Origin of the sequence: Janthinobacterium sp. 67 (genome assembly GCF_002797895.1) — a bacterium.
Lineage (GTDB): Bacteria > Pseudomonadota > Gammaproteobacteria > Burkholderiales > Burkholderiaceae_D > Janthinobacterium.
This window is the reverse complement of the sequence record NZ_PGES01000001.1, coordinates 4,196,372-4,210,454: the sequence shown is the minus strand read 5'-3', so window position 1 is coordinate 4,210,454 and position 14,083 is coordinate 4,196,372. Positions and strand designations below refer to the sequence as shown.

Here is a 14,083-nt window from a genome sequence, read left to right as displayed (position 1 = left end):
GGGATTGCTACAGCGTTACTTCCACAGCGAACACTTCGATTCGGCCTTGGTCACATACGCTTGCGCACCGGGCACGGTGGCGACCACCTTGTAGTAATCCCATGGGTACTTCGACTCGGACGGTTTCTTCACTTCCATCAGGTACATATCGTGCACCATGCGGCCATCGGGACGCACTTCGCCATTCTGGGTAAACATGTCGTTGATCTTGGTCTTTTTCAGGTAGGCCATGACCTTCTCGGTGTCATCCGTACCGATCGCCTTGACGGCTTTCAGGTAGTTCGCCGCGGCCGAATAGTCAGCCGCCTGCAGCATCGACGGTTCCTTCTTCATCTTGGCGAAATAGCGTTTCGACCAGGCGCGCGTTTCAGGATTCAAGTCCCAGTACCAGCCATCCGTCAGGTACATGCCTTGCGTCAGGTTCAGGCCCAGCGAATGGATGTCGTTGATGAAGATCAACAAACCGGCCAGTTTCATCGATTTCGTCAAGCCGAACTCGTTGGCCGCCTTGATGCTGTTGATGGCGTCGCCGCCGGCATTGGCCAGGCCCAGAATTTGCGGCTTGGCAGCTTGCGCCTGCAACAGGAAGGACGAGAAATCCGAGGCGCCCAGCGGATGCTTGACGCTGCCCAGTACCTTGCCGCCGGCCGCCTTGACGACCTCGGCCGTGTCTTTTTCCAGCGAATGGCCAAACGCGTAGTCGGCCGTCATGAAATACCAGTTCTTGCCGCCCTGCTTGACGATGGTGCCGCCCGTGCCGCGCGCCAATGCCACCGTGTCGTAGGCGTAATGCACGGTGTACGGCGTGCACTCTTCATTCGTCAGGCGCGAGGAGCCGGCGCCGATGGCGATGAAGATTTTTTTCTTTTCCGCCGCGACCTTGGCCATGGCCAGGCTGGCGCCGGAATTGGTGCCGCCGATCAGCATGTCGACGCCCTGCTGGTCGAACCATTCGCGCGCCTTCGAAGCGGCGATGTCGGCCTTGTTTTGATGGTCGGCGGAAATGAATTCCACCTTTTTGCCGGCCAGTACCACGCCGGCATCGGCGATCGCCATCTTGATGGCTTCCGCGCCGCCGAGGCCGTCGACGTCGGAATACACGCCCGACATGTCGGAAATAAAACCGATCTTGATGGTGTCGCCCGATACCTGGGCGTGCGCGGCAGCGGACAAGCCCAATGCGCAAAGAGTGGCGGTGGCAATGGCGATAGCGTTACGTTTCATAGTGTCTCCGTTGGGATTATTGTTTGCTATTCAGTCGATTGCTGACGATGGACGCTTACTACATGGGGACTACACGCCAAGCAGCTCGGTCAATACCGGCATCTTGGCCTCCAGTTCGGATGCAGCAAAAGTCTCGACGATCTGACCGTGCTCCATCACATAAAACCGGTCCGCCAGCGGCGCGGCAAACCGGAAATTCTGTTCCACCATGACAATGGTGTAGCCCTTCGCTTTCAGGGTGGTGATCATGCGCGCCAGCCCTTGCACGATGACGGGCGCCAGGCCTTCGGATATTTCATCGAGCAGCAGCAGGCGCGCGCCCGTGCGCAGAATGCGCGCCACGGCCAGCATCTGCTGTTCCCCGCCCGACAGGCGCGTGCCCTGGCTGTGCCGGCGTTCCTGCAAGTTCGGGAACATGGCGTAGATTTCCTCCACCGACATGCCCTTCTCGCCGCTGGCCAGGGTCGGCGGCAGCAGCAGGTTTTCCTCCGTCGACAGCGAGGAAAAAATGCCGCGCTCTTCGGGACAATACCCGATGCCCAGGTGGGCGATTTTGTGCGTGGCCAAACCTATCGCTTCGGCGCCATTGACTTTGATGGAACCCGTGCGCGCGCCCGTCAGCCCCATGATGGCGCGCAGGGTGGTGGTGCGGCCGGCGCCGTTGCGGCCCAGCAAAGTCACCACTTCGCCCTGCTGCACTTTCAGGTTCACGTCGTGCAGGATGTGCGATTCGCCATACCAGGTGTGCAGCTGTGTAATTTCCAGCGCGGGTGCGCCGCCATTCACTTGTGTCGCCATCAATGCGCCCCTTCCAGTTCCGCGTGGGTGGTGCCCATGTACGCTTCCATCACTTGCGGATTGCGCGACACTTCCGCATAACTGCCTTCGGCCAGCATGGCGCCGCGCTGCAGAACGGAAATTTTGTCGCAGATGCCAGAGACCACGCTCATATTGTGTTCCACCATCAAAATGGTGCGGCCGGCCGACACTTTTTTGATCAGTTCCGTCACGCGGTGCACGTCTTCGTGGCCCATGCCTTGCGTCGGTTCGTCGAGCAGCATCATTTCCGGTTCCATCGCCAGGGTGGTGGCAATTTCCAGCGCCCGCTTGCGCCCGTAGGGCATATCGACCGTAATCGTGTCGGCAAACTCCGTCAGGTCGACTTCGGCCAGCAAGGCCATGGCGCGGTCGTTGAGCTGGTTCAATGCCCGTTCGCTTTGCCAGAAGTGGAACGAGGTACCGAGCTGGCGCTGCAAGCCGATGCGCACATTTTGCAGCACGGATAAATGGGGGAAGACGGCGGAAATCTGGAAGGAACGGATCACGCCCATGCGCGCGATCTGGGCCGGTTTGGCGGCCGTGATATCTTTCCCATTGAACAGGATCTGTCCGGAAGTAGGGACCAGGAATTTGGTGAGCAAGTTAAAACACGTGGTCTTGCCGGCGCCGTTAGGACCGATCAAGGCGTGGATATGGCCGCGCTCTACCTTCAGGTTCACCTCGCTCACAGCGGTGAAACCCTTGAATTCCTTGGTCAAATTTCTTGTTTCCAAGATTACGTTTGACATCGTGTCTCCTAGTTGTACTTTTTGTACTACTTAGTCATTTTTATAATACACAACTTAAATTTAACGCACAATACAGTATAACTACGGGGATTTTTCGCCAGCCCGAATGGCGCAAACTCCCATGCTTGCCCCGCTATTTCCAGGCCGCGTGTATCATTTGCGCCGCTTTTTCCGCGATCATCACGGTGGGCGAGTTCGTGTTACCAGAAGTAATGTACGGCATGATCGACGCGTCAACGACGCGCAAGCCTGCCACGCCGATCACGCGCAAGGTGCTGTCGACCACGCTAGAGGCATCGCTGGCCAGGCCCATGCGGCAAGTGCCCACGGGATGAAAAATGGTGGTGCCGATCTGGCTGGCCGCCTGCGCCAGTTCTTCCTGGCTCTGGAATTGCACGCCGGGTTTGTATTCCTGCGGCGCGAATTTTTTCAGGGCCGGCGCGGCGGCAATGGCCCGCGTCAGGCGCAAGGCGTCGGCCGCCACGCTGCGGTCCTGCTCCGTACTCAGGTAATTGGGCACGATGTGCGGCGCCGCATAGCTGTCGGCCGATGCGATGTGCACATGGCCGCGCGAGGTGGGACGCAGATTGCACACGCTGGCCGTAAACGCGGGAAACGCATGCAAGGGTTCGCCGAATTTGTCCAAGGACAAGGGTTGCACGTGGTATTGCAGGTTCGGCGTGGCTTGCAGTGGATCGGACTTGGCGAACGCCCCCAGCTGCGACGGCGCCATCGACATGGGTCCGCTCTGGAACAGCGCATATTGCAAGCCGATCTGCATCTTGCCCAGCATATTGCCCGCCATGATGTTCAAGGTTTTCACGCCCTGCACTTTAAAGACCATGCGCAGCTGCAAATGATCCTGCAAATTGCCGCCCACGTCAGCGGAGTCCAACACGGGCACAATGCCATGCTGCTGCAGCAAGGCGGCCGGGCCGATGCCCGACAATTGCAGCAATTGGGGCGAACCGATGGCGCCCGCCGTCAGCAAGGTTTCCCGCCTGGCCGTCGCCTGCCACTGCGTGCCGCCGCCCGTAAACACGATGCCCGTGCAACGGGGCCCCGACTCCGAAGTCTCAATCAACAGACGTTCCACGTGGCAGCCCGTCATGATGGTCAGGTTCGGGCGGCGCGACGCCGGTTTCAAGAACGCCTTCGAGGTATTCCAGCGGATGCCGCGGCGCTGGTTGACGTCGAAATACGCGCTGCCGCTATTGTCGCCACCGTTGAAATCGCTGGTTTTCGGGATGCCGACTTGCTGCGCCGCATCGCGAAACGCGTTCAGGATATCCCACGACAGCCGCTGTTTTTCCACGCGCCACTCGCCGCCCACGCCATGGTTTTCCGACGCGCCGCCGTAATAATCCTCGCTTTGCTTAAACAGCGGCAAGACCTTGTCCCAGCGCCAGGAAGCGTCGTCCGTCAAGTCGGCCCAGTGGTCGTAATCGCCGGCCTGGCCCCGCATATAGATCATGCCGTTGATGGAAGAGCTGCCGCCGAGCACTTTGCCGCGCGGATAGATCAGGCTGCGCCCGCCCAGTCCCGCGTCCGCCTGCGTGGAATACAGCCAGTCCGTGCGGGGGTTGCCGATGCAATGCAAGTAGCCGACGGGGATGTGGATCCACACGTAGTCGTCCTTGCCGCCCGCTTCCACGAGCAAAACGTTGGCATCCTTGTCGCGTGTGAGCCGGTTGGCCAGCACGCAACCTGCCGTGCCGCCGCCCACGATGATGTAGTCGTATTCGCCTGCCGATTCCAATGAAGCTCCTTTCGGTATGCCATCAAGCTGTCGCGCGGCGTGTCTCCCCACCGCGCTCCGCTACCAGAGTCTGTCTTTTTTCATGCATGCATGGCTGCTGAGCCGCCTTGAGATTACCACCAGTGCCGTGCCAGGGCGACATTAATCGTTGCCTGGGATACGAACAAGCGTCACGGCAAGGTAAAAAAAGCATCAAGCCAGGGGCTTGCGGACTGTGGATAACCATATGGATATCCACAGGTACGATATGTGCGTAAACGAAAATTTTTTTCGGCGGCTTTTTTTTGTCCAGAAACCATCCCAGGCAGATACAACGCTTACTCAGCGCTTATCCGTACGCCAAGCGATTGTTTACAAGGATAAATCGGCACTTATCCACAGAAGATGTGTCCGTTAACTACTATTACTATTCTTGTATACGAACTTGTTAAGGTAAACCCGACAACGCGCGCTATGCCTGCCATACGCCTTGAAGAACGTTCGCAAGCCTGTCTTCAAAAAAAACCCGGGCAGCGGCTTTGGCCGACAAAAAAAATCGCGCCAACAACTGCGCGACGAAAACCGGCGCGGCCAACATCACGCACACAGCACTGCCAAACCGTTTTGCAAAATGGAAACGTCAACAGACCTGAGCAGGCACAGTGCCAGCAGGCGGTTCGATGTCGAAAAAAGGGGAATTTGAAACGATTGTGGATAAGTCACTTGATATCCACAGGATGACTTGTGCGTAAACACGAACTTTTGCACAGGTCCGCATTTTATACAATTTTGCTCCTCGCGTGATACAGCGATTATGCACGCTTTATTTTGCGCGTAAACAGTTGATCCTGTTGAAAAAAAGCGACTTATCCACAGAAAAAAACCCGTTTACTATTACTACTATTTTTATATATAGATCTATTGTAAACCGACAAAAAAAGCGACAGTCCGGGGATATTTCCAAAAAGCATGCAAAAAGCGTCAAAAAAAAAGCCCAACGGCGACATCGCGACCCACTGCCAAACCGTCTTCCAGGAATCACCTCGATGCCAGCCTCCGTGAAAGAACAGTGCTCGTGGTCGCTCAACGTTCATTGCCAGACAAGATCCCATGCTGACGAAACACGTCAAACATGCCACTACAGCAAGAAAAGCCATGATTTTTGCTTCGCGGTGTGGATAAGTGCCTGCATATCCACAGGATGAGATGTGGGAAAAGTCGATCTTTGTCCACAGCCCAATTTTTATCCCAAACAAGTCCTCCGTAGATACAATGCTTGTGCGCCTACTTTTTTGTGGGCTAAGTCGATGATTTTTCGATGGTATACCGACTTATCCACAAAAAAATGGCCGTTTACTATCACTACTATTTTTATGTATACATCTTTATTTAAAACACAGAGACAAACGCGAACGGTGGAAAAGTCGTCGAAACGGCTGTTTTCACCGTGTAAACCGTTTTGCAATTCAAAAAACCTGTAAAAACAGCATGAATTCACACAAAAAAATGCGTTTAGGCATCATCAGTGCCTTGCACGAAGAACAGCAAGGGCTGGTAGAAGCCATGCAGGGCCCCCAGAGGCGTTCGCACGGCATGCGCGACTACACCCTGGGAACCCTGTGGAATATCGACGCTGTGTGCGTCCTGTCGCGTCTGGGCAAGGTTGCCGCTGCCATGACAGCTTCTATCCTTGTGGAAAAGTACGGAGTTACCCACATCGTCTTCACCGGCGTAGCCGGCAGTGGGGATAAGCGCGTGAAAGTCGGCGATATCGTCGTGGCCGAAGCGCTGTTGCAGCACGATATGGACGCGCGCCCCCTGTTTCCCCGCTTCGAAGTGCCTCTGACGGGCTTGCAGCGCTTTGCCACGGACCTGGAACTGAGCACGCAGCTGGCTGGCGCCGCGGAAGATTTCCTGCGTGACGATGTGTCGAGCGTGCTCAAGGCGGCAGATATCGCGGCATTTGGCTTGCAGCATGCGCGAGTGCACCGCGGCCTGATCGCCAGCGGCGACCAGTTCATCAACAGCGCCGCGCATCTGCACCAGCTGAAAGTTGATATCCCCGACCTGCTGGCCGTCGAAATGGAAGGCGCTGCCGTGGCGCAAGTGTGTTTTGAACTGGGCGTGCCGTTTACGGTCATGCGCACCATTTCCGACAATGCCAACGAAGAGGCGGCCGTCGACTTCATGCGCTTCGTGCAAACCGTCGCCTCGCCGTACGCGTTGACGGTGATCCAGCAATTGTGCCAGCGCCTGGCTGGCTGATTTTTCAGCCAGCGTGTATAAAAAAGGGCAGAACCACTGGTTCTGCCCTTTTACGTTGACTGCCTGCTTAAATGTTAGACACTGAGCATCATTAAACTCGCGTTACCGCCTGCCGCCGTCGTATTCACGCACAGCGCCCGCTCAGCAACCAGACGCCACAGGGGGATGGCCCCGTCCTGCGTGGTCGCAATCGTGGCCACCAAGGCCCCGTCCCGTGCCGCCAGCAGCGGTTTGAGCTGCACATCGAGGCCAGGCTCGATCATGGCGATCTGGAAATCATGCTTGACCGACTCCAGACTCGTAATGATCTGGATGCGGTCCTTCAGCGCGGCCGGCAAGTCGCCCGGGATCAGATCCGGTGCCTGCGCCAGCACGAGGGCCTGGTTACCGGTGGCCAGGACGGCCGCCAGCTGGTTCATCAGCGTTCCCGAGGTCGCCGCTGCGCACAAAATCGTGCCGCGCGAGGCAAAGCTCAGGGTATTGCGTTCGCCGGTCGGGCCTGGCAAGACGGTGGTGCTGCCCAGCAAGGTCGTGCGCGCGTATTCCTGCGCCAGTTGCTCTACCTTGTCGTGGCCATGCATCTTTGCCCACACGGTCAGCGCGTCGAGCGCTGGCGGCGCCTGGCGCTGGTGCTGCGCGCCGGCCGGCGCATTGCGCTGCAGGCGCTTCAGGTACAGGGGGCCGCCCGCCTTGGGGCCGGTTCCGGATTTGCCTTCGCCGCCGAACGGCTGCACGCCGACAACGGCGCCAACGATGTTGCGGTTCACATAAATATTGCCCACATGCGCGCGCTTGGTGATGAAAGCTATGGTTTCATCGATGCGCGTATGGATGCCCAGAGTCAGACCGTAACCGCTGTCGTTGATCGATTGCACCAGTTGCGGCAGTTCGGAGCGCTTGTAGCGGATCACGTGCAGCACGGGGCCGAAGACTTCCTGCGTCAATTGTTCCAGCGACTTGATTTCCAGCACGGTCGGGGCGACAAACGTGCCTTTGACGGTCGGCAAATCGAGCGAATAATGGTCGAGGGCCACGGTCTTCATCTTGTTGATGTGGGCTAGCAAGTTACCTTGCGCTTCCGCATCGATGACGGGACCGATATCGGTGGCCAGGCGGTCAGGATTACCCACGCGCAATTCCTGCATGGCGCCCTTGAGCATGTGGATGGTCTTGTCGGCGATTTCCGCTTGCAGGAACAGCACGCGCAAGGCCGAGCAGCGCTGGCCGGCGCTGTCGAAAGCGGACGACATCACGTCCTGCACCACTTGCTCCGGCAAGGCGGACGAATCGACGATCAGGGCATTCTGGCCACCCGTTTCGGCGATCAGGGGAATATCGATGCCCTCAGCCACGGCGCGCGCGGCCAGGTTGCGGTTGATCAATTGCGCCACTTCCGTCGAGCCCGTGAAAATCACGCCTCTGACGCGCGCGTCATTGCACAGGCCGGCGCCAACGACTTCTCCGCTGCCGGGCAAAAATTGCAGCGCACCGCGCGGCACGCCCGCCATGTGCAGCAATTGCACGGCGCGGTGGGCGATCAGCGGCGTCTGCTCGGCAGGCTTGGCCAGTACCACGTTGCCTGCTGCCAGGGCGGCGGCCAGCTGGCCCGTAAAGATGGCCAGCGGGAAGTTCCACGGGCTGATGCAGGTGACGGGACCGAGCGCCAGGGTATTTGGCGCGTGTTCCACCTGCGCCGCGTAGTAGCGCAGGAAGTCGACGGCTTCGCGGATTTCCGCGATCGCGTTCGGCAGGGACTTGCCCGCTTCGCGCACGGCCAGGGCCATCAGCTCGATGTGGTGTTCCTCGAACAGGTCGGCGGCGCGCTGCAAGGCTTGCGCGCGGACCGACGGTTCCGTGGTTTGCCAATCCATGGCATACGCGCTGGCGCTGGCCAGCGCCGTTTCCACGTCGGCCGGGCCCGCTTCCATGACCTTGCCCACGACATCGTCGTGCTGGGCCGGATTGTGGATGATTTGCATGGGCGTATTCAGGCTGACGGCGCCATCGATCAGCGGCGCCGCCTGCCAGGTCTGCTGCTGCGCCAGGCCCGTGGCCAGGGTGCGCAAGGTGTCTTCATTCGACAGGTCCAGGCCGGCCGAGTTCTTGCGTTCGCTGCCAAACATGTCCAGCGGCAGCGGAATCGACGGGTGCGGCAAGCCGCCCTGCAGGCGCGCCTGCTCGAGTGGATCGCGGATCAGGCTATCGATGGCCACGCTTTCGTCGACGATCTGATTGACGAACGACGAGTTGGCGCCGTTTTCCAGCAGGCGGCGCACCAGGTAGGCCAGCAGGGTTTCATGCGAGCCGACGGGCGCGTAGATGCGGCACGGCTTATTCAGTTTGTCAGGACCGACGACCTGGTCGTACAGGGTCTCGCCCATGCCGTGCAGGCACTGGAATTCGTAATCGGTGATGCCGTCGCGTTTCGCCCAGGTATAAATGGTCGACAGGGTTTGCGCGTTGTGCGTGGCAAATTGTGGATAGATCAGGCTGCTCGCTGCCAGCAGTTTTTGCGCGCACACGAGGTAAGAGACGTCCGTGTAGACCTTGCGCGTGTAGACGGGATAGCCTTCCTGGCCATCGACTTGGGCGCGTTTGATTTCCGCATCCCAATACGCGCCCTTGACCAGGCGCACCATGAACTTGCGGCCGCTGCGGTGCGCCAGGTCGATCAGGAAATCGATGGCGAACGGGCAGCGTTTTTGATACGCCTGCACCACGTAGCCGATGCCGTCGAAGCCGGCCAGATCCGCATCAAAGGCCAATGCTTCCATCAAATCGAGCGACAGTTCCAGGCGGTCCGTTTCTTCCGCATCGATGTTGAAGCCGATGTTGTACTGTTTGGCCAGCAACAGCAGCGCTTTGACTTTCGGCAGCAATTCTTCCATGACGCGGGTGCGCTGGGCGCGGCTGTAGCGCGCGTGCAGGGCCGACAGTTTCACGGAAATGCCGGGACCGTTGCGGATGCCGCGGCCGTTCGATGCCTTGCCGATCGCGTGGATCGCCGTTTCGTACGAGGCGTAGTAGTTGGCCGCGTCCTGCTGCGTCAGGGCCGCCTCGCCCAGCATGTCGTACGAGTAACGGTAGCCGCGCGTTTCATTCTCGCGGCTGTTTTTCAACGCTTCTTCGATGGTTTGACCTGTAACAAACTGGTTGCCCAGCATGCGCATGGCCAGGTCGACGCCCTTGCGGATCAGCGGTTCGCCGCCTTTGGCGATGAGCTTGGTCATGGCCGAACCGAGGCCCGATTCGCTGCTGGTACTGACCAGTTTGCCCGTAATCAGCAAGCCCCAGGTGGCCGCGTTGACGAACAGCGATGGCGATTCGCCCAGGTGTTTCTTCCAGTCGCCCTTGCTGATTTTGTCGGCGATCAAACGGTCGGCCGTCTGACTGTCGGGTATACGCAACAGCGCTTCAGCCAGACACATTAATGCAACACCCTCTTCCGACGATAGTGAGAACTCGTGCATCAGTGCATCGACGCCGGACGCGCGTGTGCGTTTTTGGCGCACGTTCGAGACCAGGCGGTGCGCCAGCGCTTGTCCTTCGGCCGTCGTTTCGGTGCTGCTGGGGCGCACTTGTTGCAACAGCCACTGCACCGCGGAAACCTCGTCGCGCCTATAGGCGGCGGTGATGGCGGCGCGTTGTGGAGTCGCTTCGGGCAGGATTTCTGCCTGGAACGCAGCAAAAGGAATCGGGGTAAAAGCCGAGGGGCCTGCAGGGTGCATAAGTGCTCTTTACAAGGAAAATGGGGACGAAAACTGCCGTAATTCTTGCTCTTTTTTGGTGCAAAAAAATACAGAAAGTCGGACGTTAAGATGATTCGATTGTAAAGGGGATTCTTATGGATTAATTCTGGTAATACAGGGGACTAGCAATAGATAGTTTTTGATGCGACAATTTAACCAAATAATATTAATTTGGGGGTGATGGTAATGCTGGACAAGATCAGTAAGAAAATCTTGATGGAATTGCAGAGCGATGGACGCATCAGCAATGTGGAGCTGGCCGCGCGCGTGAACCTGTCGCCGGCGGCCTGTCTGGAGCGCGTGCGCAAGTTGCACGAATCCGGTTACATCATGGGCTATACGGCCCAGTTGAACCCGCAGCTGCTCGACGTATCGTTGCTGGTGTTCATCGAAGTGGTGCTCGATCGCACGACACCGGAAGTGTTCGACGCCTTCAAGCATAGCGTACAAATCATTCCAGAGGTACTGGAATGTCATATGGTTGCCGGCGGTTTCGATTACCTGGTCAAGGCGCGCGTCAAGGATATGGCCGCCTACCGCGAATTCCTGGGCAAGACCTTGCTGCAGAAAGGTGTGCGGGAAACCCACACTTATGCTGTCATGGAAGAGGTCAAAAACACCACCAAATTGCCAATTAAGTGACCCTGGTGTAGCGGCCCCGTTTTTCTGATTGAGCTATCGGAACAAATGTTGTAGGGTAGAACTACAATTCTGCTATCCGGTAGCCGGCCTGAAAACACGCGCAGACGTTGTGTTCAGGGTGCAAGGTGGGCAATCGTGCCCACCCGCATACGGCCACAGCACGTCCCTCCCGGGACGTGACGGGTTCGCGCAGCGGGGGACAAATGAAGCAGTTGCAGCATCAGCTGGTGCGTTTCTTTGTATTCACGATCCTGGCGATGGCCGTGGCCTGTTGCCTGGCTTATCTGTTGCTGCTGTCGGGCGGCGACCATCCTTATTTGATTGCCTGCGTGGCCGCCGCCATCGGCGCCGCGCTGCTGGCGTTTGCCGGCCGTCCACGCGGCGAACCGGGTTTGCACCAGTTCGCCGACACGGTGGGCAATGCCATCGACGCCATCATGATCGGCGCGGCGGAAACCTCGTATTTTGTCGATTCCGTCAAACAGAAGGTGGAACTCGACGTGCGCACGGCCAGCGACATTGCCGACAGTTCCGTACAAAATGCCGCAATGACGGAAAAGATCGCCGCCAATGCGGAGCGGGCCGCCAAGGTGGCGGCCGGCGTGCGCGTGGAAAGCGTGGCGGCGCGCGCCGAAGTGGACCAGGGCTTGCGCCGCATCAATCATGCCCGCGAGGAGGCGCAAGGCGCGTCCAGCACCATGCTGAGCCTGCAGGAAAAATCCAAACGCATCACGGGCTTTACGGAAGCCATTTCCGATATTTCCGCGCGTACCAACTTGCTGGCGCTGAACGCCGCCATTGAAGCGGCCCGTGCCGGCGAACACGGCCGCGGTTTTGCCGTCGTGGCCGGTGAAGTGCGGCAATTGGCGCAGCGCACCAAGGAGGCTTCCGATGAAATCAGCGTGATGGTGCGCGAAATCAATGAACAGTCGGAAAAGGCCGCGCGGGGCATGAGTTCGCTGGCGGCCGGCGTCACGGAAGCGGCGCGCAATGTGGAAAGCGTACATGCCTCACTGAGCCATATCGAGCAATCGTCGGGCGAATCGGAAGACGAGATCGGGCAAATCGCCCAAGCCTCGCGCGAACACGTCGATACGACCCAAGTGATCGCCGACGCCATCCTGCAAATCCGCGACAGCATGCTGTCGACCAATGCCGAATTGCCGCGCGCCACGCAGTCGGCCATGGCCCTGGCCGAGCGGGCCGAAGTGATCGCCGGCGCCCTCGGCGAATCGAGCGTGGCGACGCCGCACGACGAGATCCGCGAGGCGGCCCAGCGCGCCGCGCGCGACGTGGGAAAATTGTTCGAACAAGCGATCGCGTCGGGCCGCATCACGCGCGAAGCCCTGTTCGACCGCCATTACCGGCCCATTCCGAACACGAATCCGCCCAAGCACAACACGAAGTTCGACGCGTTTACGGACAAGGTGCTGCCCGACCTGCAGGAAGGCGTGCTGGCCGCCCTGCCCCATTTGGCGTATGCGGGCGCCGTCGACAACAATGGCTATTTCCCAACGCATAACAAGAAGTTTTCGCAGCCGCTGACGGGCGACTACGCCACCGATATGGTCAATAACCGCACCAAGCGCATCTTCAGCGACCGCACGGGCAAGCGCTGCGGCAGCAACACCAAGGCCTTCCTGTTGCAGACGTATAAACGCGACACGGGCGAGGTCATGCACGATTTGTCCGTGCCCATCCACGTCGAGGGCAAGCACTGGGGCGGCTTTCGGATCGGTTACCGCTCCAGCAGTCACACATAGCAAAACGCCTGATGAGAGATCATCAGGCGTTTTTTCTTCTGCAGGCGACGCTTATTCGATATGGGGCTTGGGCGCCACGCCGCCGCCGGCCGCCGTGGCCGTCCGTAAAGTGGGCGTGTTCATGCTTTCCAGATGATTACGCAGCCATTTGTGGGCGGGGCTGCGGGCGTCGCGCTCGTGCCACAGCATGTCCAGGTGGACGGCCGGCAAGGTCAGCGGCAAATCCTTGTACAGCAGGGACTCCGTCATGCCCGTCGAGGCGATCAAATGGCGCGGCAAGACCGTGATCAGGTCGGAATTGGCGACCACTCGGCCTGCCGTGAAGAACTGGTTGACCGTCAGCAAGATGCGCCGTTCACGGTGGATCTGCGACAGCGCTTCGTCAATCAAGCCATGCGCACGGCCGGAAAAGCTCACCAATAAATGGTTCGCAGCGCAGTAGTTATCCAGGGTCAATTCCTTGTCGGCCAGCGGATGGCCGCGCCGCATCACGCACACATACTTGCCGGAATACAGGCGCTCGTGGCGGATGGGCGAACCCGTTTCGCTGGACAATTGCGCCGCCACGCCGGGAAAGAAGCCCACGGCCAGGTCGATGTCGCCGCGCAGCAGCATGGGCCGCGGTTCGCGCGTGGTCAGCGGCATCATGCGCACGTTGACGCCGGGCGCTTCCCGTTCGATCGAACGCATCAGCGAGGGCAGCCAGAAGGCGGCCGTCGCATCGGCCATCGCCATGCGGAAGGTGGCGTGCGTTTTCGACACGTCGAAGGTTTCCGGCGTGACGGCCGCTTCCAGGCTGGCCAGGGCCGAGCGCACGGATGGCCATAGTGCTTCGGCGCGGGGCGTGGGTTTCACGCCGTACGCCGTGCGGATCAGCAATTCGTCACCGAGGCTCTCGCGCAGGCGTTTGATGGCGTTTGATACCGCCGGCTGCGTCATCGCCAGGTGGCCGGCTGCGCGCGTCAGGTTTTGTTCCGTCATGACGGCGTCGAAAACACGCAGCAAGTTCAGATCCAGCGTCAGAAAACTCATGGAAAGCCCAAGATAAAAGTTGAATTGATTACTTAAAATTGATTACTTAGGAGTGTAAACCGCGCCGGGCACGAATATTTTCACTCGTTAAAAAATATTACA

At 59.0% G+C, this 14,083-nt stretch carries 9 protein-coding genes; 3 read left to right on the top strand and 6 right to left on the bottom strand.

Translation table 11 applies throughout. The features are described from left to right. Positions 1–15: 15 nt before the first annotated feature. The 4 genes from CLU90_RS18825 to CLU90_RS18810 all read right to left on the bottom strand — a co-directional run bounded on the left by CLU90_RS18825 (position 16) and on the right by CLU90_RS18810 (position 4,551). Positions 16–1,224: an ABC transporter substrate-binding protein gene (locus tag CLU90_RS18825; protein ID WP_092713171.1), complete on the bottom strand. Its 1,209-nt coding sequence runs from the start codon at positions 1,222–1,224 to the stop codon at positions 16–18. Between the two features lie 69 nt (positions 1,225–1,293). Then, positions 1,294–2,022 carry an ABC transporter ATP-binding protein gene (locus CLU90_RS18820; RefSeq protein WP_092713169.1) on the bottom strand — a complete coding sequence of 243 codons (729 nt, stop codon included), beginning with the start codon at positions 2,020–2,022 and terminating at the stop codon, positions 1,294–1,296. After that, positions 2,022–2,792: an ABC transporter ATP-binding protein gene (locus tag CLU90_RS18815; protein ID WP_035823437.1), complete on the bottom strand. Its 771-nt coding sequence runs from the start codon at positions 2,790–2,792 to the stop codon at positions 2,022–2,024. The genes CLU90_RS18820 and CLU90_RS18815 overlap by 1 nt, the downstream gene beginning before the upstream one ends. Positions 2,793–2,925: 133 nt before the next feature. Further along, entirely contained in the window at positions 2,926–4,551 is a 1,626-nt protein-coding gene (locus tag CLU90_RS18810; RefSeq protein WP_100428657.1) for a GMC family oxidoreductase, read from the bottom strand. A gap of 1,467 nt (positions 4,552–6,018) precedes the next feature. Here CLU90_RS18810 and CLU90_RS18805 point away from each other — a divergent pair. Beyond that, positions 6,019–6,795, top strand: a complete 777-nt coding sequence (locus CLU90_RS18805; protein WP_100428656.1) for a 5'-methylthioadenosine/adenosylhomocysteine nucleosidase — start codon at positions 6,019–6,021, stop codon at positions 6,793–6,795. Between the two features lie 74 nt (positions 6,796–6,869). Here CLU90_RS18805 and putA read toward each other — a convergent pair whose 3' ends face one another. After that, a complete protein-coding gene (gene putA, locus CLU90_RS18800; RefSeq protein WP_100428655.1) occupies positions 6,870–10,523 on the bottom strand; it encodes a trifunctional transcriptional regulator/proline dehydrogenase/L-glutamate gamma-semialdehyde dehydrogenase in 3,654 nt (1,217 codons plus the stop codon). Between the two features lie 207 nt (positions 10,524–10,730). Here putA and CLU90_RS18795 point away from each other — a divergent pair, with 207 nt between their 5' ends. Continuing rightward, a complete protein-coding gene (locus CLU90_RS18795; RefSeq protein ID WP_010393827.1) occupies positions 10,731–11,186 on the top strand; it encodes an Lrp/AsnC ligand binding domain-containing protein in 456 nt (151 codons plus the stop codon). Between the two features lie 203 nt (positions 11,187–11,389). Beyond that, positions 11,390–12,949 (top strand): methyl-accepting chemotaxis protein, encoded by a 1,560-nt coding sequence (locus CLU90_RS18790; protein ID WP_100428654.1) that lies wholly within the window; start codon positions 11,390–11,392, stop codon positions 12,947–12,949. A gap of 51 nt (positions 12,950–13,000) precedes the next feature. Here CLU90_RS18790 and CLU90_RS18785 read toward each other — a convergent pair whose 3' ends face one another. Further along, positions 13,001–13,981, bottom strand: a complete 981-nt coding sequence (locus tag CLU90_RS18785; protein WP_034752642.1) for a LysR family transcriptional regulator — start codon at positions 13,979–13,981, stop codon at positions 13,001–13,003. Positions 13,982–14,083: the final 102 nt, after the last annotated feature.